We start from the raw sequence: 19,210 nt of genomic DNA, 5'->3' as shown, positions 1-19,210 counted from the left end.
TACTAGAGAAGAGCGGAAATCCTGTAATCTTGACCTTGTAGCGAAATACAGCACTTCCGGCAGCTATGAGGTACATCCTAAAAGCTGAAAGCGATGATAGGAGAGGGGCAAGGAGAAAACTATATTGCATAATAGCCGGAAGTGCTGTAATAGTGCAAAAACTTGGCAAGAAAAAGTTTAAAACCAGAGGCAACATCGTTTGAAGTACTCGATTGTGTTCAAAAAAAAATGCCCCTCGTGCGGTCAAGCAATGTGGAATGAATACAATAATCCTCGACATATAAGAACGTTTTATGGGGTAGTAGAACTACAGCTAAAAATTCGTCGATGTCAAAATAAGTCATCTCTGCGGTACAAAAAAGCATATCGACCAGAGCAAGAAGGGTCACTCGCTTTACCACAGAACGAATTTGGTTTAGATGTGATTGCTTATGTAGGAGCATTACGCTACCAGGAACATAGAAGTGTTCCTCAAATACACACTCACCTTGAATTAAAGAGTATATGTATAAGTCAATGAACCTGACTTTTCCCGTTAAGTCTCAAAAAGCTTGCTGGTAAAGGATTTAGGAGACAGCACAGTATATACAGTAAAGTAATAAAAATCTGGTGTTATGTTAAAGGTGACGAGCAATGCTGGACTGGTGGGAGAAAAATTTTGCAACTTGTGAGTTGGGCGATCGCCGATTGAATGAGCGTGCAATGTCAATTGGCTATGCTTTAAGTCAAGGATTTGGCAAAGCACTGTCAGAAATCTTCAGTGGAGCAACCGTACTCAAGAGGGCTTATGAGTTTTTGCTAACCCAAAAGTAGAATTTTCAAAACTAATAGAGCCGCACTGTCAAATGACGGCGGAAACTGTTGCAGAATATGATGTAGTGTTGTGTGTTGGAGACACTACTTTTCTTGATTATGGCAGTATTACGGTGAAAAAAGAAGGTTACGGCCCGATTGGTAAGGGAGGTAACGGTTTAATATTACACAGTGCTTTAGCTATAGAACCGGAAAAAGGTCAGTCCCTTAGTCTGCTATGGCAAAAACTTTGGAACCGAGAGCCAAAACAGAAGCTACCAAAAGATGAAACTCCGACACAGAAGAAACAACGGCAAGCAGCAGCCCGTAAAGAAGCTAGAAAACGCCCCTTTGAGCAAAAAGAATCTTACAGATGGGTAGAAGCACTTACCACTGTAGAAAACGAAGTTAGCAAGTCCACGCGCGTGATTCATGTCTTTGATAGAGAAGGTGATATCACAGAAGTTTTTGATAAAGTTCGTCAACTTCAGCACACGGGAGTTTTGGTGCGTGCGGCTCACAACCGTAGTTTAGATCAAAATAGTGAACGTCTGTGGTCAAAGCTGGAAGCTCAATCTATCGGTTTTGAACAGGAAATCAAACTCCCAGATACGAGCAAGCGTTCTGCTCGCAAAGCAAAGCTGGCTGTAAGATCTTGTCCCATTAATCTCCGTACTCCCTACCGTTTTGACAATCGCGATCCTCTACTCGTGTATGCTATTTATGCCACAGAAGTTGATTGTCCAGAAGGTGAAACCCCTGTAGAATGGATGTTGCTAACCACAGAAGTTGTCGCAGATATCCAGATGGCTTCTACGATTTTAAATTGGTATTCTTACCGTTGGCGAGTGGAAGAGTATCATAAAATTTTCAAGTCAGGGTGTCAGTTAGAAAGATATAGACTTGCTGCTGATGGGATGAAAACCTTAATTGGAATCTTTACGTGTGATTGCTGTTGAGCTTTTGCAGTTGACTTATCTACACCGTACCCAGCCAAATGCCGACGCAATTGTTATCCTCAATCCCCTTCAGCTTCGCATTTTGAAAGCTAAATCATCTAAACTACCCAAGATATTAACAGTTAGTTGGGCTGTGGAAGCGATCGCTCGTTTAGGAGGTTACTTAGAACATCGACATAAAACTCCTATTGGTATCCAGGTACTGTGGCGGGGCTGGTTAAAATTGCATGACCTCTGTGAGGGTTGGCAGCTTGCTAGAGAGACTTAACGGGAAAAGTCAGGTCAATGAACGGTTACGCACTTAATTGACAGATATGACGAGTTACTTTCTTTATGGCTAAAAGATCATAAAAGGTTAAAAGCAATAGTGGCTAATCAAGGACGGGTGATATTAGCGATCGATGGAATGCAGCCAGAAATTGGATATGAAGTATTATGGGTAATTCGAGATTGCTTATCAGGTGGCTCGAATTACGCTCTCAATTGCAAAAACACCACAAAGCCAGAATTGAACAGTATCGATTTCGCAAAGACCCCAAGGGTTACTTGGCTAATTTAGAGAGTCGTCTTCTCTAGTAAGTTTTGCCACGCTAGGCTTTAACTTCAACACACCACTAGAACACAACCTTTTCAATTCAATGATGTAGTCCTTTACTATGAACCTACTTCTCAATCTGGTGGGAACATTAATCCTTAGTGGTTTCCTCTTTTTTATTTTTGTTGCCCACCGCATAAGCAGCTAAGTCTGGAAATGAAACATTATTTTCTACCGCTATCTTATGGAGTTTTCTAAAAGAATCAGCAACATCAACTGGTATTGTTATTCCTCTAGCTTGTTTTAACCATTCAACTTGGTCATCAATTCCCTTGTATGGATAGTCAAGTGGTTTTTGATACACAAAAACATGAAAAGGAAACTCCATACCGGAATCTTTGATTGGAATAGTGAATCTTTTCATAGATTGCTTAGATGCTAGAGTTTCTAGTGCTTCAGCCCGTGAATTGTCAACCTGCACACCCAATCCTTCTTGATACATCCGTGCCAACAGTTTAGAACCTTCTTTTTTCCCCCAGCGTGAAGTGTATTCAAGTATAGGTTTTGCCTTTTCAAACCTATCTTTCTCAAATAGAAGTTTTCCCGTATGGTAATATGCACCCAAGATATTATCATGTAAGTAGAAATCAAACGAATGTTTCTCAAAAATCGGAAGACAAATATCGTTAATTGTTTTAAAGTCTTCCAGAACATCCTCAATATTTTCACTTTCATAGTTAATTTTCAGCCGTGTTGCATAAGCACCACACACCCAAGCATAACGCTCATCGTAAGTAGATGTGTCTTTGAGAATATTTGTCTTTGAGAAGCGACTTATGACTTCGTTCACATTCGCAAGATTTTCTTGAGGATTTGATTCTTTTTTGAAGCCTTCTAATTTATGGTAAACACTATCTGCTGCAATTAAAGCTATCTCTGGTGAATCACTAAAAACATCATTACTTTTTCCTATGGCAGCTATAATTTTTCCAAAAATATTTTTCTTTTCTACAGCACTATCATAGCTAATTAAATGATCTCGTATATTTGTATAAACTGTTTTTAGTGTCGATACATTAACAGGAAGAGTGTTTCCATTTCCCACCACATCTAACCAATCTGTTAGTACCATATTAAAATATCGATTTGCTGCTTCTTTGTCGCCTCGTTGAAATTTCTCTATATTTATTAAACGAGATGTAATGTAAGCTCGTAACAACTTGAATTCAACATTTGAAGGTTCCATCCGAACAAAAAAGTTAAGATCCCCTCTCACATCAAGTAATTTTGCAATATTTTCATCAGGTGTTCCTTGAAGGCTCTCATCGTAAGCACAATTAACAATTGTGTTTACAAAAGCTGCGGTAAAATTTCCTGACCGATCTACTTTGACAATTTCACAACTTTCCTTTTGATACCTATCTGCTTCTTCTGTTGGCATTAATGATTCAGGGGTTAGGGATAAATTTTTCACATATACCGCGAGAGTACCCTTGAACCTAACATCATCTTTGTCCAGAGACACAGCTTTCCTAGCAAACTCTACAGATAAACGTTGATGTTTCAATGATTTTTCATCATCATTTTTCTCCTTATATAATCTTGATAAACCATTTTCCAGTCCAGCAATTGAACGAATCAATTCAGGGCTTTGCTCTCCTGTATAACTATTCACAAATGAATTTGCCGTACTCAAGATAGACTCAGCTTCATCAAGATATCCATAGTTCATCCGATTCCAAGCATAAGAGAGTGCTATTTCATTTAAAAGCTGGAGCAATTTTGGAGGAACTGTTCCTGTTCCTGAAGCCGAAAACTTTTCCGTAGCAGCTTTTGCCTTCTCGAAAGCCAACCTTAATTGTTTTTGTGCCCCAATACTATCTCCTATTTTTTCTGAAGAACTTCCAATTCGATAGTGAGCTTCAGCACTTTGCCAGAAGTTGCTAGATTGATTATTTTGAATTATGTAATCATGGTAAGGCAAAAATAATTCAAATAACTCCTTCTGAATGGGGGCAAAACCAATAATTTCCTCACTTTTTTCTCCTTGAACTACTTCAGAAACTTCACTTATAAGTTTGGTCATTTCAGCTAAATTTTGATTGGCTTTATCTCTAGCAACAAGGGCACTACCCATTCCTGCTAAAGCTAGCAATAATGTTCCTCCTAATCCAAAAGTAAAACGACGTAATTGTTTGGCGTTACGAGTTTGTATGTCAGCTTGCTTTCTTTGCGCTTCAGCTAACTCTTGAGCCTGTTCCAATTCTCGTTGCCGTTGGGCTTCCTTTTCCCGAGTTTCACGTTCCCAAAAGTTTTGACTTTGGCACAGTAGGTCTTCTGCTGTCTCATCTAGAGTTAAAAACTCTCGCTGACTATTAATAATGTTGTATTTGTCCTCATTTAATAGCGTGCTAAAACGCTTAAAAGCTTCAACCTCCTGATTCAGCAACTCCTGAGCGGCTTTTTGGGCTTGTACTTCTGGGTCAATATCTATTTCATCCAGTAAATAATCGTGAGCTAATTCATAACTAGCTTCATCAGTTTCTTTGTCCTTTTCCACATTGATCAGTCGGCTTTCCACTAATTGAGCTAGTAGGTTATCTAAGCTATCGACAGTAATAATATAATTAGCTAGCATAGCAGCCAAATTACTGCGAGTGCGGCGAATACGGTGTCGTTCGGAAGAAACCAAAGCGATCAGCAATTGGCGAGCCAGTTCTCGTTCATGTTTGGTTGGCAAGGTGCGCTCTAACACCTGGTTCAAGTGACCACGCAAAATTCCTTCGGCTCGACCCTCCTCCTCATACATTTGCTGAGTAATGCTCAAAGATACATGAGGGTTGACAGCCTGCTGTTCTATGAAAACTTGGTATAGAGATGAACAAACCAATTGAATTTGTGGTGGGGTAATCTCATTATCTTGCCCTTTGAGGTCAGCTAACAACTGGTCAACTAAAGATAATTCAAAGCTAACCCCTTGCTGAATAGCTGGTTCAACAATAACAGCTTCAGCCTCAGCCAGAGTTAAACGGTTGAGACGGTAATCATTATCAAAAGGATTTTTAATACGGGGGCGGAAGTTAGCTAAGTTGCCAAAAAACTCACTACGCAAGGCTAACACCCAACGTACATTAAGGCTGTCATCTTCTAGACAGTCAGCTAGATCATTGATAAAGGTGATTCGGTCTGATTCCTCTTTTAGTAAAGTAAAGAACTCCTCAAACTGATCAAGCAGTAAATATAGAGTCGCAGACTGACCTAACACTCCAGTTACTTGATGTAAGAACTCACGCAGAGAGGACTCAGCCAAATTGGGTGTTAGTGCCAGATTAGGCAAAAACGCCTGTTTGATTTTTAGACTAGGTGGAGTATTGTAAGAACGAAGATTAACAGGTAAATGGCCAGCTGCAATTAGCCTGGGTGCAATTCCTGCTTGTAGAAGCGAACTCTTCCCAGAACCCGACTCAGCCTGCAAGACAGTCAAGCGTCCTCGTTGCAGACATTGCAGCATTTCGGAAATAGCTCGTTTGCGGCCAAAAAAAAGCTCGGCATCGTTAAGGTTATAAGATAGTAAACCCTTATACGGGCTACAAACATCCTTATTAACGTTTGCTATAGCAATGGATTTCAATCTTTCAGCAAAAGCTGTAACACCTCTAGCTAAGTGTTCAGCTTCAAAAGCATGGCGATCTCTAGCCTCTTCAATAGCTGTTTGTGCTCGCTCAACAAACGCACTAATATTTTGAACGACTTCCTGCCGACCAATAATTTTAATATCTTGTTCAGTGGTAGTAGAGTTATCAACATGATTATTATCACCTTGTACAACTTTACTCTCATTGCCTTGAGCTGTGTAGTTTTCGCTACCTTCGACAAACTGACTAGCTTTACTGATTGGTTGATTCATAACTCTTCCTAGCTGAATAGACCTCTTGCAGAATTACTTTTGTGTTGTATATTTAAGAAAATATGAATTGAGAATAGTGAGGTTAAAATTTTTGGCAGCAATAGCGAGCGCTAGTTCTTGGAGTTTTAGTTTTTTGTTATTTTGCATCTTTATTTCTGCTACTCTTAATTTACCAAAGAAGGTTAATCATAGGATGAATATTTTCTATTCAATAAATAATATTCAATACAAGATACATCATTGATTATTGTTACTAATTCGAGTAAAGCCAATCAAACACATTCTCGCTAATTAAATACGTATGTACTACTGATTCGCGATCGCACTGTGCCAGTTGCGTAAGTCCTGATCTAAAAAATATCATTAAAGTCCAGTATTCACACTTAATTGTAGATTTTTTTACTAAAGCTTTATATTGATCAAGTAAAATACGGACAAGTTAAAGGAAGTTTGAAGAAGAGAAAATACCTAAAGCTTATTGCGTCCTTATGAAACTATCTAGCAGTATCACATAGCTTCCATTTTCCGTTTTCTTTAATTAAACGAAATGCCTCTTTTTTTAGGTAGTTAGGAATTGAAACAACTCTTGTATTTCCGTTATCAGAATAAGTAACATTACCTGAAACTTTAACAATGGCTCTGCCTTTTTGAGGATCATAGAACCTCGTATCATAGTAAACGTCGGACATATCTACGTTTGTGAAAGCAGATCCGATTTTTATGTACGTCTCAAGTAACTCTCTCATCTGTCTTCCGAACAATACATCAGAAGCAGCTATCATCAATCTGTCAGATTGACAGAAGTTTTGCTCAATATTATCTACATTCCCGCTTCCTACTTTCTGGTGAAAATCCCTTAAGTCAGCTTCTGGGCTGTCTAGGTTTCTTTGTGGTGGTATATATGTCGTTGAAAGTGCTATCGCCAAAACTGACTGTTGAAATTTTTTAAGTTCACCAGGGGCAGTAGTTGCCGTGATGACGTTTAATACACCGTATTCATTGATATAACCAATCCAAAGAGCATCGTATTTTTTTCCATCTTCAACATTGTTTGGTTGTCTCCATAACCACAAAGTTTTTCCATATAACGTAACCTGCTGGATTTGAGACTGCGTTACATTTATCTTGTAACGACCAGATAGAAATCTTAGATAGGTTTCTAAAGCTCTTTCTGGTGTGTAACCAACAACCCCTGCTTGTTCTAGTATCTTTACAGGAGCAAAAATTCCGACATATACCTCATTTAATCCTCCAGTAAATCTATCTACGTTTGAGATTTGGTATCTGTCGTCTTGAGGTCTTAAACCACCATTCCAACTAGACGGATAACGTACTGCCAAACGACCAAACTTTAGATAATGTACATAATCAGCTATATTAGCAACGTCTTGTGGAACATTGTTTGTAATATTCTTTGGTAAATTCTCAGGAATAGTAAGATACTGTGCTTTAGCAAAATCATCACAGAATAAAGCAAGAAAAGAAGCAATTATAATTGCTTTAGTAAATTTAAGCATAAATCATTTAACAAGGATAGATTTTCTGATAGTAAATTAAAAAGGATAGGTTTTCTGATAAGAAATTAGACAATTGAGCCTAAAATGCAATATTTTTTGTCAATTTATTTATGTTTCTTAACAAGATAGATGTGGACAATAATCAACTATGGGGCAAAAAGGGCATGGATTGTTGAATCATCGGCCAAGTTAAGAGCCGTAAATCAAAATTGTCAGTTGAGTGCAGTTGCGATCGCAACAACTTAATTGATCCTCGACAATCTCGCTTACTCTGGCTGATGCTCTGGCGACATTTGGCAGAGTTCACATAAAAGGTAATCTGAGGTGCGTAGGCGCAGCCCGCCTCCTGCATCGCCCCTCCAAAACTTAAACAAAAAGGCGATCGCACCCCCAAACCGCGTAGGCGCAGCCCGCCTTCGGCATCGCCTTTTTCCTCTAAGAAAATTTGATCACAATCTGCAAAGCAGGATCATCATTCCAGCATTGTTGGAGGGAGTCAAAACCAGGATTTTCCCCAACCAGAGAAGCCATCTTCAGTTTCTCCATTCGCAATAGTCTAACTTTGGATCTCATGGCGATGTCTTCAGTGGTAAACAACGCCTCATACCAATTCGCAATTCGCAATTCGCAATTAAAAAACTTAGACGCAGCAAAGTTTTCACGCCTTACATCTGTATCAGATTTTTCATGAAATGGTATCACTAGATTTTTGCACCTGATAATTGACTACAGATATATTCCACTGCTTCTCAAACTTGGTGATTGTTGCCCTCATACTGGCGTAATACTTGCTGTCTAGTAAATATTGAATTACCCACAATGGGGGGCATTCTCCAAGGTTTGCTCTATCCAGCCATTCAAATATCTCACTTTGATTTAATGACACGGGCGCGGCCGAACTTGTGCCTTCATCACAGTCTTTCTGCTCAAAACCAGAAACTTGATTTTCCCCGGACAACGGAGCGGAATTACTTTGTTCTACTTCCTCCTGTGTTTGATTAGCGATCGCTTCCCTGTCAGAAAATTCATTTTGTGCGATGAGCGCGGCGGAACAAGCACCTTCATGAAAGATTGTCGCCTCAACACCACAGTCCTGCTTTTCAGCCAATAACGGAGCAGGTTGACTCGGTGCAGCTTCCACAAGCGCCAGCGATGTACAGTCCGTTACCGCAGGTAACTCTTCCACGCTTTCAACAGTCTGAGGCGACGCGCCCCTCAAGGGCGCATGAGCCGTCTCCTCCTCACGCAAATTTTCTATAAGCGTGTCAGAGTCACTCCTCACAATCTCTTTTGAAGAGTTTGTGAGGAGTTTCTGACCAGTTCGTGAGGGTTCCCAGAACCCTTGCTCTGACTGCTCTTTACCTAAAATAGATGCTTCATACAAAGCACCCATTTTTTCAGAGCCAGCATCTATCTCTGAATCCCCAGCATTTGGTTCTCGTTTTTCAGCATCTGGTTTTGGTGACGCAGAGTTAGCTTTCTCCCAAAATTCCTTCATCCGACTGCCATGCAAATTTTTCACCATCCAGCTAGCTGTTTCTCGGCCATCTTGAATCGATTTGTCCGGTTTGAAAATAAACAACCCGCTTTCGGAGAGAATTTTCTTTGCAGAGATAAAAGTACTGTAACCCAAAGCAGAGGTCAAAGGCATCCATCGGGAACCATAAGGGTCAGCCGTCCAGCACTCCTGCCATAGCTGATTAACAGACGGCTTTTGCTGCGAAGCCCACAGCATATCTTGTATGGGAATAATCACATGAAGCCTTTTATACGGTGACTGTGGTTTGCTGGCGGCAGCAGCCTTTTTGGGCTTGGGACGGGTAATGGTTGCAGTCATTTTACAATCTCCTGTTATATTGACGCACGGAAATTTCCCCCACTGTGATTGCGGGGCTTGGTTTGATATTTATCGGTCTTAAAAGTTATCAGTACATTTGGCGGTACAACTAGCTACATTGTTATAATCGTGTTGTTGTCTACCGTTTGCGGCGGAGACACTTTTCATAGGGTGATTGCACAGTTTTTAACTAAGCAATCGCTCTAATCAACAACCTCACCTACTCTTTTTCCGGTTGCCAGAATCGCAATTCGTCTCGGAAATACCTATCAGTCTTTTTTGATTGCTCCTTCCAACAATCCCAGGCAACCACCAACTCTTCGCCTAAATCTTGCACCACCTCACCCCTTTCCACATACAAAGTGCGGTATGGGTCGGCGTGAGCAACGATAGAGCCGAGTCCGATTGTGTCCGGTTGAGAGGATGCGTTCTGGAGTGTGGTAATTAAATCAGCCTCTTGGGTGGTCAATTCTGCCCAGTAGTCATGTTTAATCACTTCGTACTCTTGGGCAACATTCCAATAGTCCTGCCAGCTACACCCAGGTCTTGCAAGCACCTGCCGAATATCACTGACTGCTTGAGGCAACATTTCCAATTGTTCGGCACGGTAGGCGATAGCCTGTGGTGTCGGTTCACTCCCCAGGATTATCGCCGCAGCTTCTAAGGCTTTGGTGTTGTTCATCGCTTCGCTTAAGTTTTTCAAAGCTATGCCCATGAGCCGCAGACATTCCTGAGCGTTTTCCTTGGGTGGTTCTGCTGCAAGCGATCGCAGATCAATTGTCTTCTCCAGTGCTTGCTTCACCTGCTTGTTTAAAACTTTGGTTGCTTGCTGGGTCATGGTATTTCCCCACTGTTGCGAAGGACGCTGCTCTACGGCGTTTTCCAAATCCTGAATACGCTGCCTAAGCTGTTGATTCTCAGTCTCCAACTGCCGTAGCGATTCCATTTCATCCAGCCGTCGCTGTAACTGAACGTTTTGCTCCCTTTGTTGCTTGTACAGGTTTTGCAGAGATTGGATTTGCTCTTGCACTTGGGCTTCGGCATTAGCGGTGGCCTCTGTTTGCAAACCAATCCTCAATTCTTGGGAGAGTCGCTCTAGCTCCTGTTTATGGCGTTCTTCGATAGCAGCGATCGCTTCTGTATATTCTGCGGGGTAAGTGCGTTCTCTGGGAAAGGGAACGCTTGGGGCATCCAAATCAGTATTGTTGATAAGCAGCCTCTCACCATCAGGAAAGGTGACAATCTGTTGCCAGCGATTTGGTGCGTCTGCCTCAATGGTTCCCTCTTCTCCATACCTTGGGTGTGATTCTTGTGAAACAGTCACAGAATTACACAATTGAGTATTGGGGTTTTCGGTTTTTGTGGCGCGTTTAACCTTTGGCGCAACCTGTTGTACTGCTTTGGCAAAGTCTGCGGCGGTGGGGAAAGGTTTTTCTTTAGCTGCGATCGCAACAGCTTCGTGTAACTTATCAGGAGTTTTAGCCAGCCGGAGTAAGGGGCGAGTTTGAGAGGGTTTAGTAATCTTTTCCCTGAGTTCCTCTGGCAGAGTATCAACTACTTTCTTCGCAGACAGCAAATCTCTGACCCGGCGATATCCACCGTGCTTGGTTAGTTCTTTTTCGCAATAATCTTCAAAACTGGCATAACCAGCATCAGAGTAATAGCCGTTATTCCGCATCACCCGCAGTTCTTCTATTGCCTGCCACTCGAAGCGGTCTATGGCAGCAAAGGTATCTTGGATGCTGGTATTGAGAATGTTGTAATCGAGTGCTGATGTTGTTTCGGAACGGTTTAGTGTCAGCATGATTTTACCTGTATGTGCTGTATACACACGGGAAATACTGGTTAATGCAAATGAAAACTGCTGTATTCTCAGCAATTACTTTTTATTGCCTTTGGGAAAGCGTAATTATTTTTGCCATAACCTCCTTAAAATAAGTTCACAAAACAATTTGACGGCTGGAATACTCATGCCGTCTATGAATTCTTGTATAACTGAACTGGTTGATTGAACTCACAGTACAAAAACTATCTTGCCACATGACAACTGAAAGTGCAAATATAAAAGTAAAAAATACAAAGGAGGTAATTATGGTTCCCCTGGACTGGGTTGTTATGCTTGCGTGGAATAAAGAATGTGGAAATAGCCTAAGATTATTACGTGGCAAGAAGTCTAGGCGTGAGATTGCAGATGCACTTTTGAGCCAAAAGGTTGAATGCTCTCAAGAATACATTAGAAAGCTAGAGAATGGCGAAGCAGCCTCTGTTTCAACAAAAATCATTACAGCAATCGCCAAAACTCTTGGTGTAGAACTGATTGAGATTATGTCTGACTTACGTGTTGAAGTTTCCAAAAATATTTGTACTTCTAGTTGATTTTTGTACTCTGAGTTGTTATTATAGAGATATGAAAACAAAAGACGACCGCCCCAGCCTACGAAACTTGTGCGATCGCCCTTTGACCCTTTGCAGGAATCTATATTATGACTCAATCAGTTTACACACAGCAAACGGCTTCTAGCTTTAACTACAACACATCAACAACAGTTACAGAATTTCCCTTCAAAGATGAGCAAGCCCTAGCTCAAGCAGAACTAAACAACTACATCGAAACCCAAGCTGAAGTTGTAGCCCCAACCCAAGACCCCCTGACATCTCGTGACCGCCGCATCATTGGCGAGATTATTCAAGTCGAACCGGAATCTGTTCGTACTATCTGGCTGGAAGGTGGGATTACATTATGGGTGCAGTTAGTCGGTGGCGGACGGCTACCCTTTGATCGCAACTGGTTCGCTACAAGAGTAGCGCAAGTAAAAGCGACTCTGCCAGAAACCCCGCTAGAACGAAACGAACGATTGAGCGATGAATTGGAAAAAGCCTGCGCTGTTTTTGGTCTGTACCACGGAGAGATTGACTGGCTCTCGTTTAGCACCAAACTCTACCAAGACGGGCACTTTGTTGGCTTCGTCGGGTGCAATCAAGAAAGTTGGTACGCAAGACCAAGACAGTACGGGGTAAATCGGGTTGCTGGCAGTGCCAAAGATGTGATTGCGTTGTTGGGAGTCCGAGCGGCAGTAGCGGCGTAAGTTGCTGCAAGTGAGAAAGGCGATCGCACACCAAGACAACTGCGATCGCCTCTGCAACAGAATTTATGATCCAAATCATGACACACAGACTATGATTACCACATTTTCTCTTCAACAGACGGAGTTTGAAGAATCTGTTGACAAAATCCTCCTACCTCCAACCGACCCCAATGCAGAGGTGCAAGAGATTGCTGGCTACAAGCTGGTTTACGCTGACGGAGCTTGCCCCAGAAACTATCGAGTGTACACAGATGATTTCATGATTGGAGTGATATTTCAACACATTACGCACTGGTCGAATGCTGTAGATAAGATTCGATATGCCGAGCCGGTTGATGCAGCAGTTGGACTAGACAACTTCATGAAGGTGGCAGGGGTATCAAAAGCGACTACAGAACAATTGCCCACAGAAGAAGAGTTGCTAGATATTGAATTCGATTCGCTAACTTTTGAGGAGTGGGAAAGGTTAAAGAGATACGTGCCAGAAACTAGAGATTTAGTTGCAGCGTGAGTAAGGAAACGGGTGGGCAGGAAGACCCACCTGTATGGCGAGGAGCAAAACTAAATTATTAGTTTATCCGAATGTAACACCACAATTCATCGAATAAACCAATGTCACCCATAGAAATACTACAAGAATTCAACTCGTGCTACGTGAAGATTCAGGCGATCGCTCAAGATGAAAATTGGCTTTTGTTGATTGCGGATAAAAGGATTGACCCAGAGGCAGCAACTCACATAAGCGATACATTGCATTACTTAGGCGAGGTTATGGGGTGTGTAGAAGAAATCATTGAAATCAAGTTTAATCAGGAATCAAAATCATGAAACTCTATGCAACCAGTATTCCTCAAGTTTTGCCAACTTGGGCAACTGTTATATCAAATGATGCAGGTTTGATGGAGATAGAAATCAATGATCAAGACCCTGGCTTTCATTCAATTATTGAGGAATTATCTACTGAAATTGAGCCAGGAATTATTGGTATAAAAGCTAGCGATTTATGTCTCGTCCTCAGCATTGAGATGATTGATACTACTGAAAAAATTTGACAACCAAAATGAAATTTACAACTGTATCTGTTAGCTACTCAAGAAAATTCAATCTCGGTGACTATGAATCCCTAGAACTGGGCTGTTCTTTATGGGCGCAAGTCGAGGATGGAGAAGACGCTGATGGAATAACCCAATTTCTCTATCATCAAGCCAAAGCTTCAGTCAAACTTGCGGCAATGCCTGTTTTGAAAGCTTCCGAGTTTCAAATAAATAAAGCTAAATCTAGCAAAAAAGTGTCTGATGATGTTAACAAAAATGATTGGTAAGAGTTTGGAATTGACTAATGCAAGAATTAATCAAAGCTCTAATTAAAGCAAAGGCAGAGTTTAATCCCATTCAAAAAGACGGGACTAATCCTCACTATAAGCGCAAATATGCAACCCTAGATGCTGTATTAGATGCTGTCACTCCTGCGCTTGGTAAACATGGATTGGTAATAATTCAAACTACCGAAATCTTTGAAGGGAAAACTGTACTACGGACTCATATTTTTCATGAATCTGGAGAGAGTATCACCAGCACTTATCCTTTACCTGAAATTAGTGACTCTCAAAAGTTTGGTGCAGCATTAACTTATGCACGACGATATGCGGTTTGTGCAATTTTATCGGTGACGGCAGATGAAGATAATGATGCTGAAGGTGCAACTACTCCTCAAAAGCCTGAACAGCCACAGAATAACATTAGACCCCGCAAAGACAATCAACAGTATAGAGTCCAGCCACCAAAACAGGCTGTAACTGCACCATCAATCAGCCCAAAAGATTTGCGAGTCAAAGAAGTTCGCACACTTTTAAATTATCCGTTGGATTTAGTCAAAGAGTGGCTGCATTCTCGAAATGTTACAAGTCCAAGTGAGCTTGATTCTGTTCAGATTGATGAACTGGTGAAGACTATGTGTTTGGCTTGGGCTGGTAATAAGTTTGGACATCCTGATCATGCTGTTAACTCTTATCAGAAACACGTCGTTGATGCTGTATTGCGAGGTGTTTCTGAGATGGAAGCGATTCAAGCATGGATGGAAGGAGCGCTTGCACAATTACCTGAGTTGAATTGAAGCAAACATATCTTCTCATAACACTGATAGGAAAAATATCATGCCGAAAAAATCTACTTACCCCACCTCTACTGACCAGTCCTCACTATGCCTACAATACCTCCGTTGTTGTGGGGGTAGCGCTCGATTGGGCAGTATCAAATTTAGTCTTAGTGTGATTCAAACCTTGGTCAATCAAAGAAAGGTAAAGATTGCGAATACAGGTGCAGGTTTCTATGTCCAATTGGAGGAATCCAAATGACTAACTACAAACAAGTTGTTTACCAATCTCAATTAGACCACAAGAGTAAATTGGTTCTTCGCCGCCGTACTAAGAGAAGATTTAACCCCAGGATTTTTTTCGACCGCATCATAGAAACAACTGCAATTATCTCTCTGCTGTTGACTGGGTTTTTAGGAGTAGGGGCAATTGCTTGTTGGGGGCTAGAGATTATCGAGCATAATAACCCCAACATAATTTTCTCTGGTTGGGAGCAACAGAAAAATATTTGCCTGGGTGCAATGCTGGTCAGTTTTTTTGTCTTCTTAGGCAGTTCTTTAGTCGGAGCAAGTCTCAGTATTCAACAGGATAAATTTTAGGGAAAGAAACAACGATGGAAATTAAATTAACCACAGCAGAGATTCGGACTATCTTGCAAGGGTGTCAATATACATTGCGGCTTGTTGGAAGTAGTCGAGATTATCGTAAAATTCAATCGTCAGAACACTTTTCTACCTCAAATGATGTTGTGCTAAACGATGCTTTCAGTATTTTAGGAGAAATAGTGGACGCAATTGAGCAGGTAGAGCAATTTTCTCAACAAGGAGAATCCAGTCATGGAACAGGAAATTAAAAATGCACTTGGTTTAGACATTCCTGAACTTGCCATAGAGTCGAAACCAAAACCTGAAATAGAACCAAAACCAACAGTAACGATTTACGACTTCAGCGCTTTATTATCCAAACACGAACCGCCGAAAAAACCAACAATAAAAGATGAGCCTCCCTTCTCAACGGGCAGTACTAAATACTGTTCATCCCCACGGTTACTTGATGAAAAATGTCCTGATTGGTCAGTCGAGCAATCTAATGTTGTACATAGGAGCAATAATATGACATTCACTTTGAATAATCGCTCTCAAAATAAAGAATCTTCCTTAACTCAAGCATTACGGCAAATACAGCAATTGAATTCTAAGATTCAGGAATTAGAGCAGCACCATCAAGACTATGTGCGTTCACAACAGGATCTGATTCCAGCCATCGCTGAGATTTGTGTTTCTCCGATACAAGAAGTCGAGGCCCTTCGTATTCTGATGTATCGGGGAGGAGCAGCTTGTCGGCAGTATTTGCGTTCGGTGCTAGTCAAACAAAAGAAAGGTTCATAACCTCTATCAGGGAAAGGCATTCTAATTATGAAACGGAATCAAGCACGAGTAATTGTTGTAAGTCTGAGCAGCACATTAGCGGCTATATCTATCGGATATTTAGGGGTGCAATTTTTTGGCAAGAATGCAATGTACATGATTGCGACAGGAATGTTTGGGCTGGGTACTGGGGGTTCTATTGGTCAGGTTTTGGTAGAGAAAAGGCAGCAGCCAGTAGTACAAACACAATTAAGACAGTAATAATTGAAATCGCATGGAAACTTCAAAAGTTGTCATATCATCTTGTAAAAAACTTTGTTGTTCACAAACAAAATCATTCATTTTTTTTGAAAATATAAATTATGCTGAGATTTTTTCACCAACAGCTTGATGTATAATTTCTTTCTTTAACGAATCTGCTGCGACTGCTGCAATGGTTTCCCAATCTTCTTGTTTTAATAACAACCCAAGCAGTTCGCGCAGTATCTCTCGATTAGAAATGAATTCTTCACCATAAAGCTGATCATTTTCCAGAGTAGCAAGTATGTATTCTCTTACCTCTGGTGTCGGCAGTCTAAAATTTTCAAGTATTCTTTCTCTTGCAGTTTTTACAGCAATTTTCGTAGCTGTACCTAAATTCCAATTATTCAGCAGCAACCGCACTTCTCTATTTAGAGAAATACGCAACGTCGTGAAACGTCCCAACAGTTCTAGATTGCCCATTAAAGAACCAAATGCTGACCCCCAATCTAATCCAGCCCCAATGTTGCCACCAACTTTATCCTCAGCTTCAACACTTTTTCTTAAAGATTCTTCATCAAATAATTGACTCATTTAGCTTTACTACCTCATACAGGAGAACGAAAAACTCCATACTCAAAATAAACTAGTTCATCGTAATCTTCATCTTCTCCCACATCAATCATGCCTTGGTTATCATAAAATTCTTCTACTCCAGGTAGTGAGTGTAACCCTACTCTTCCCTCATAACCTAGCTCTAAACTGCGAGTTCTGGCAAACGCTAAGAATGCAGTTCCAACACCTTTTAATTTCGGAGGACGTTGGATATATGCCCGATTCCATGGTGCGGTAGCTATGCCATCAACATATACCAAGCGTTTTCCCTCTTGTAGACGAGAACCGTGCATTTGGGTTTCAATCAGCATTAACCCTTGAGTTTCATCTTTGTATTCAATCGCATAGCCTTCACGGTTTGCTTGTCTATTAATGATAAACTCCAGTTTAAAGTCCCAGTCCCAAAATTTGTCTGATTGGTCGTGCAGGTTCAATTGTTCTTTCCACTTGTTGGCATAATCATCGACGTGCTTTTGCAATAGCTCCACTAAATCTGCTTCCACAATCGTGTTATCTTGACCGCGAATTAGTTCTACTTTTGTTCGCATTGCACCAAAATTACCCATGAACCAATTTTATCAATCCGATCAATCAGCATCATGCTCTGTTTCTTGCAACCAATTTAAAATAGTCAGCGCTAACTCCCAGGATTCGCGCCGCTCCCAATTAGGTAAGTGATTCAGTACTTGTACAAGGAATATTGCTGGGTTTTCCAACTCTCCGCCACGAGCCGCAACACCATCCCTAACGAGCGCCCCCAAAGTGGCAGCTTGATTCCCTTTATAGTCAGGCTGTCTCTTAATTTCATCAACAATCCAGTCCGGTACTGTGATTGTTTTAAATCCTGATTTCGGCATACACAACAGAGAAATAATATAAAGATAGTACGGCAGTTGACGTTATGTTTGCAAATATTTTTGCGGTATGGTACGTTAAAAAATGGACTACTCCCACAATAGCTTCACAAATAGTAGGAGCAATCAAGTATGAAAAATATTGGTATTAAGCCAATACATCCTAAAGAATTTAAAAGAGTTCATAATTTTTCGACTTACCAAATGAGCCGTTTGTCAGGTTACTCAGTTGAGGCGCTAAAAAACTGGTTAGCTGATGAAAGTAGTTCCAGATTTGTCGAACCAAAACCGTATGTACTTAACCATTTTGGAGCGATTCATAGTTACTTATTAAGAAGTTAGTGTTTCCCAAACACTAAGCCATTAGAAAAACCCTCCCCACCAGTCGGTGGTTTTTTTATTATTAGTATTAGCAGTACCGGAATTCAATCGGAACTCAACCGGAACTCAACCGGAACTCAATCGGAATTCAGTCGGAACTCAGTCGGAACTCAATCGGAACTCTAGGAGCCGAAACCATTGCTAATTCAAGGAAGCTGTGTAGTTGAACAATTGTTAACACGAGAGGAGGCAGCCAAGAAATTGGAGCCATCAGTTGGAATTAGACAGTTCCAAAAGTATCTAGACTTAGCTTCTTTGTACTTGTCAGAATTTGAGGATTTTCGGGACGAAGAGAATGGAGGGCTAAACGGACGAGCAAAGTTGACAAACTGGCATTTACCTGTGCTTCAAAGAATTAGAAGTTACGTTTTAGCCAAAGGTTCTTTGAAGAAGGTGGCAATTGAATTAAAAAATCACCCCGAAAAGTTTTTAGGAGCCTAAATGATGATTGTTAAAGAATTCGCACAAGCTCTCAACAAAGTACCAGGAAAGATAGTTGATGAACTACGCCGTCAATATCCAGAGCAAAAATGGACGGTCGATTCACAAGTTCCAGACGAGATTTTAGCTAGATTCCAAGATATTACCAATAGTGAGAGATTACAGCCTAAACAATCACCTGTAGCAGATATACCCGAAGCCACAATCACCAAAGCTGACGAAGCAATTCAACAAGCCTCATACAAGTTGACTGCGGCTGATAAAGAGACTATTTCTGGTGCTATAGCCGTTCAAAATGAGCAATCTAAGATTCTGGGTGCATCAACTGGTGTCACCGGAGCTTTATTGTTCATGGAATCCTTGATTGGAGCCAAAGGGACGGTGTTGGATGCCTTTGCTGAACAATCCATGTTGGAAGTTGATAACCAGATTACCGAGATAGATCAGAGTTTGATTAATTTGGCAGAAGAAGCTTCAACAAGATTGGGGGAGTCGATCCGAAAAAAGGAACAACTCAAACTACGACTCAATTTGTTGCGGGAGAGAGTCAGTTCAATGGGGACACAGATCCGATTTTAGAAGCTTAT

At 41.0% G+C, this 19,210-nt stretch carries 25 protein-coding genes and 2 pseudogenes; 18 read left to right on the top strand and 9 right to left on the bottom strand.

Annotated features, from left to right (window positions below; all coding sequences use genetic code 11):
* The first annotated feature begins 250 nt into the window (after positions 1-250).
* The 4 genes and pseudogenes from FD724_RS38980 to FD724_RS41565 all read left to right on the top strand — a co-directional run.
* Positions 251-520: a hypothetical protein gene (locus tag FD724_RS38980; RefSeq protein ID WP_179076914.1), complete on the top strand. Its 270-nt coding sequence runs from the start codon at positions 251-253 to the stop codon at positions 518-520.
* A 113-nt stretch (positions 521-633) separates the two neighbouring features.
* Positions 634-813, top strand: coding sequence for a transposase DNA-binding-containing protein (locus tag FD724_RS38975; protein ID WP_179076913.1), 180 nt, complete (start codon positions 634-636; stop codon positions 811-813).
* A 32-nt stretch (positions 814-845) separates the two neighbouring features.
* A pseudogene (locus FD724_RS38970) lies at positions 846-2,019 on the top strand (IS4 family transposase).
* Positions 2,020-2,040: 21 nt separating this feature from the next.
* A pseudogene (locus FD724_RS41565) lies at positions 2,041-2,214 on the top strand (ISNCY family transposase); the annotation flags it as partial.
* 223 nt (positions 2,215-2,437) lie between these two features.
* Here FD724_RS41565 and FD724_RS38960 read toward each other — a convergent pair.
* The 6 genes from FD724_RS38960 to FD724_RS38935 form a co-directional block, all read right to left on the bottom strand.
* On the bottom strand, positions 2,438-6,193 hold the full coding sequence (locus tag FD724_RS38960) for a DUF2610 domain-containing protein (protein WP_179076911.1): 3,756 nt from the start codon (positions 6,191-6,193) through the stop codon (positions 2,438-2,440).
* Between the two features lie 494 nt (positions 6,194-6,687).
* Positions 6,688-7,710 carry a hypothetical protein gene (locus FD724_RS38955; RefSeq protein ID WP_179076910.1) on the bottom strand — a complete coding sequence of 341 codons (1,023 nt, stop codon included), beginning with the start codon at positions 7,708-7,710 and terminating at the stop codon, positions 6,688-6,690.
* 142 nt (positions 7,711-7,852) lie between these two features.
* Complete coding sequence (locus FD724_RS38950) at positions 7,853-8,098, bottom strand: hypothetical protein (protein WP_179076909.1); 246 nt, start codon at positions 8,096-8,098, stop codon at positions 7,853-7,855.
* A gap of 47 nt (positions 8,099-8,145) precedes the next feature.
* Entirely contained in the window at positions 8,146-8,412 is a 267-nt protein-coding gene (locus FD724_RS38945) for a hypothetical protein (RefSeq protein WP_179076878.1), read from the bottom strand.
* On the bottom strand, positions 8,396-9,547 hold the full coding sequence (locus FD724_RS38940; RefSeq protein WP_256874793.1) for a hypothetical protein: 1,152 nt from the start codon (positions 9,545-9,547) through the stop codon (positions 8,396-8,398). Before FD724_RS38940 ends, FD724_RS38945 begins: the two co-directional genes overlap by 17 nt.
* A gap of 220 nt (positions 9,548-9,767) precedes the next feature.
* Positions 9,768-11,351, bottom strand: coding sequence for a hypothetical protein (locus FD724_RS38935; RefSeq protein WP_179076908.1), 1,584 nt, complete (start codon positions 11,349-11,351; stop codon positions 9,768-9,770).
* Positions 11,352-11,587: 236 nt separating this feature from the next.
* On the opposite strand from FD724_RS38935, the gene FD724_RS38930 reads away from it, so the two are divergent.
* The 11 genes from FD724_RS38930 to FD724_RS38880 all read left to right on the top strand — a co-directional run bounded on the left by FD724_RS38930 (position 11,588) and on the right by FD724_RS38880 (position 16,353).
* Complete coding sequence (locus FD724_RS38930; RefSeq protein WP_094344365.1) at positions 11,588-11,923, top strand: helix-turn-helix domain-containing protein; 336 nt, start codon at positions 11,588-11,590, stop codon at positions 11,921-11,923.
* Between the two features lie 107 nt (positions 11,924-12,030).
* Positions 12,031-12,633 (top strand): hypothetical protein, encoded by a 603-nt coding sequence (locus FD724_RS38925; RefSeq protein WP_256874792.1) that lies wholly within the window; start codon positions 12,031-12,033, stop codon positions 12,631-12,633.
* Positions 12,634-12,643: 10 nt separating this feature from the next.
* Positions 12,644-13,144 (top strand): hypothetical protein, encoded by a 501-nt coding sequence (locus tag FD724_RS38920; RefSeq protein ID WP_256874808.1) that lies wholly within the window; start codon positions 12,644-12,646, stop codon positions 13,142-13,144.
* A 101-nt stretch (positions 13,145-13,245) separates the two neighbouring features.
* Positions 13,246-13,461 (top strand): hypothetical protein, encoded by a 216-nt coding sequence (locus FD724_RS38915; RefSeq protein ID WP_179076907.1) that lies wholly within the window; start codon positions 13,246-13,248, stop codon positions 13,459-13,461.
* Positions 13,458-13,685 carry a hypothetical protein gene (locus FD724_RS38910; RefSeq protein WP_179076906.1) on the top strand — a complete coding sequence of 76 codons (228 nt, stop codon included), beginning with the start codon at positions 13,458-13,460 and terminating at the stop codon, positions 13,683-13,685. Before FD724_RS38915 ends, FD724_RS38910 begins: the two co-directional genes overlap by 4 nt.
* A gap of 8 nt (positions 13,686-13,693) precedes the next feature.
* Entirely contained in the window at positions 13,694-13,954 is a 261-nt protein-coding gene (locus tag FD724_RS38905; RefSeq protein WP_179076905.1) for a hypothetical protein, read from the top strand.
* 17 nt (positions 13,955-13,971) lie between these two features.
* On the top strand, positions 13,972-14,745 hold the full coding sequence (locus FD724_RS38900; RefSeq protein WP_179076904.1) for an ERF family protein: 774 nt from the start codon (positions 13,972-13,974) through the stop codon (positions 14,743-14,745).
* A 237-nt stretch (positions 14,746-14,982) separates the two neighbouring features.
* Positions 14,983-15,324 (top strand): hypothetical protein, encoded by a 342-nt coding sequence (locus FD724_RS38895; RefSeq protein ID WP_179076903.1) that lies wholly within the window; start codon positions 14,983-14,985, stop codon positions 15,322-15,324.
* A gap of 14 nt (positions 15,325-15,338) precedes the next feature.
* Positions 15,339-15,578, top strand: a complete 240-nt coding sequence (locus FD724_RS38890) for a hypothetical protein (RefSeq protein WP_179076902.1) — start codon at positions 15,339-15,341, stop codon at positions 15,576-15,578.
* On the top strand, positions 15,562-16,113 hold the full coding sequence (locus FD724_RS41560; RefSeq protein ID WP_256874791.1) for a hypothetical protein: 552 nt from the start codon (positions 15,562-15,564) through the stop codon (positions 16,111-16,113). Before FD724_RS38890 ends, FD724_RS41560 begins: the two co-directional genes overlap by 17 nt.
* Before the next feature lie 27 nt (positions 16,114-16,140).
* A complete protein-coding gene (locus FD724_RS38880) occupies positions 16,141-16,353 on the top strand; it encodes a hypothetical protein (protein ID WP_179076901.1) in 213 nt (70 codons plus the stop codon).
* Between the two features lie 99 nt (positions 16,354-16,452).
* On the opposite strand, the gene FD724_RS38875 is transcribed toward FD724_RS38880, so the two are convergent.
* From FD724_RS38875 to FD724_RS38865, 3 genes are read right to left on the bottom strand one after another with little or no spacing between them, the layout of a single operon-like run.
* The gene (locus FD724_RS38875) at positions 16,453-16,926 is read right to left on the bottom strand and encodes a hypothetical protein (RefSeq protein WP_179076900.1); all 474 of its coding nucleotides are present in this window, start codon (positions 16,924-16,926) and stop codon (positions 16,453-16,455) included.
* Positions 16,927-16,940: 14 nt separating this feature from the next.
* Positions 16,941-17,495, bottom strand: a complete 555-nt coding sequence (locus FD724_RS38870; protein ID WP_179076970.1) for a GNAT family N-acetyltransferase — start codon at positions 17,493-17,495, stop codon at positions 16,941-16,943.
* 39 nt (positions 17,496-17,534) lie between these two features.
* The gene (locus tag FD724_RS38865; RefSeq protein WP_179076899.1) at positions 17,535-17,804 is read right to left on the bottom strand and encodes a hypothetical protein; all 270 of its coding nucleotides are present in this window, start codon (positions 17,802-17,804) and stop codon (positions 17,535-17,537) included.
* A gap of 129 nt (positions 17,805-17,933) precedes the next feature.
* On the opposite strand from FD724_RS38865, the gene FD724_RS38860 reads away from it, so the two are divergent.
* The 3 genes from FD724_RS38860 (at position 17,934) to FD724_RS38850 (ending at position 19,202) form a co-directional block, all read left to right on the top strand.
* Positions 17,934-18,143 (top strand): hypothetical protein, encoded by a 210-nt coding sequence (locus FD724_RS38860; protein ID WP_179076898.1) that lies wholly within the window; start codon positions 17,934-17,936, stop codon positions 18,141-18,143.
* Positions 18,144-18,320: 177 nt separating this feature from the next.
* A complete protein-coding gene (locus FD724_RS38855; RefSeq protein WP_179076897.1) occupies positions 18,321-18,623 on the top strand; it encodes a hypothetical protein in 303 nt (100 codons plus the stop codon).
* Positions 18,624-19,202 carry a hypothetical protein gene (locus FD724_RS38850; protein WP_179076896.1) on the top strand — a complete coding sequence of 193 codons (579 nt, stop codon included), beginning with the start codon at positions 18,624-18,626 and terminating at the stop codon, positions 19,200-19,202.
* The last annotated feature ends 8 nt before the right edge of the window (positions 19,203-19,210 follow it).

The sequence above is a fragment of the Nostoc sp. C057 genome, assembly GCF_013393925.1.
In the GTDB taxonomy this organism is placed as follows: Bacteria; Cyanobacteriota; Cyanobacteriia; order Cyanobacteriales; family Nostocaceae; genus Nostoc; species Nostoc muscorum_A.
The sequence above is the reverse complement of the archived record's forward strand: the minus strand, read 5'-3'. Positions and strand labels throughout refer to the sequence as shown.

Bases quoted from the DNA above. Each gene is read 5' to 3' on its own strand.
- FD724_RS38960 (WP_179076911.1), bottom strand. From the start codon at position 6,193: ATGAATCAACCAATCAGTAAAGCTAGTCAGTTTGTCGAAGGTAGCGAA.
- FD724_RS38865 (WP_179076899.1), bottom strand. From the start codon at position 17,804: ATGCCGAAATCAGGATTTAAAACAATCACAGTACCGGACTGGATTGTT.
- FD724_RS38860 (WP_179076898.1), top strand. From the start codon at position 17,934: ATGAAAAATATTGGTATTAAGCCAATACATCCTAAAGAATTTAAAAGA.
- FD724_RS38850 (WP_179076896.1), top strand. From the start codon at position 18,624: ATGATGATTGTTAAAGAATTCGCACAAGCTCTCAACAAAGTACCAGGA.
- FD724_RS38935 (WP_179076908.1), bottom strand. From the start codon at position 11,351: ATGCTGACACTAAACCGTTCCGAAACAACATCAGCACTCGATTACAAC.
- FD724_RS38910 (WP_179076906.1), top strand. From the start codon at position 13,458: ATGAAACTCTATGCAACCAGTATTCCTCAAGTTTTGCCAACTTGGGCA.
- FD724_RS38880 (WP_179076901.1), top strand. From the start codon at position 16,141: ATGAAACGGAATCAAGCACGAGTAATTGTTGTAAGTCTGAGCAGCACA.
- FD724_RS38975 (WP_179076913.1), top strand. From the start codon at position 634: ATGCTGGACTGGTGGGAGAAAAATTTTGCAACTTGTGAGTTGGGCGAT.
- FD724_RS38890 (WP_179076902.1), top strand. From the start codon at position 15,339: ATGGAAATTAAATTAACCACAGCAGAGATTCGGACTATCTTGCAAGGG.
- FD724_RS41560 (WP_256874791.1), top strand. From the start codon at position 15,562: ATGGAACAGGAAATTAAAAATGCACTTGGTTTAGACATTCCTGAACTT.
- FD724_RS38955 (WP_179076910.1), bottom strand. From the start codon at position 7,710: ATGCTTAAATTTACTAAAGCAATTATAATTGCTTCTTTTCTTGCTTTA.
- FD724_RS38940 (WP_256874793.1), bottom strand. From the start codon at position 9,547: ATGACTGCAACCATTACCCGTCCCAAGCCCAAAAAGGCTGCTGCCGCC.
- FD724_RS38980 (WP_179076914.1), top strand. From the start codon at position 251: ATGTGGAATGAATACAATAATCCTCGACATATAAGAACGTTTTATGGG.
- FD724_RS38915 (WP_179076907.1), top strand. From the start codon at position 13,246: ATGTCACCCATAGAAATACTACAAGAATTCAACTCGTGCTACGTGAAG.
- FD724_RS38895 (WP_179076903.1), top strand. From the start codon at position 14,983: ATGACTAACTACAAACAAGTTGTTTACCAATCTCAATTAGACCACAAG.
- FD724_RS38875 (WP_179076900.1), bottom strand. From the start codon at position 16,926: ATGAGTCAATTATTTGATGAAGAATCTTTAAGAAAAAGTGTTGAAGCT.
- FD724_RS38925 (WP_256874792.1), top strand. From the start codon at position 12,031: ATGACTCAATCAGTTTACACACAGCAAACGGCTTCTAGCTTTAACTAC.
- FD724_RS38930 (WP_094344365.1), top strand. From the start codon at position 11,588: ATGACAACTGAAAGTGCAAATATAAAAGTAAAAAATACAAAGGAGGTA.
- FD724_RS38900 (WP_179076904.1), top strand. From the start codon at position 13,972: ATGCAAGAATTAATCAAAGCTCTAATTAAAGCAAAGGCAGAGTTTAAT.
- FD724_RS38905 (WP_179076905.1), top strand. From the start codon at position 13,694: ATGAAATTTACAACTGTATCTGTTAGCTACTCAAGAAAATTCAATCTC.
- FD724_RS38870 (WP_179076970.1), bottom strand. From the start codon at position 17,495: ATGCGAACAAAAGTAGAACTAATTCGCGGTCAAGATAACACGATTGTG.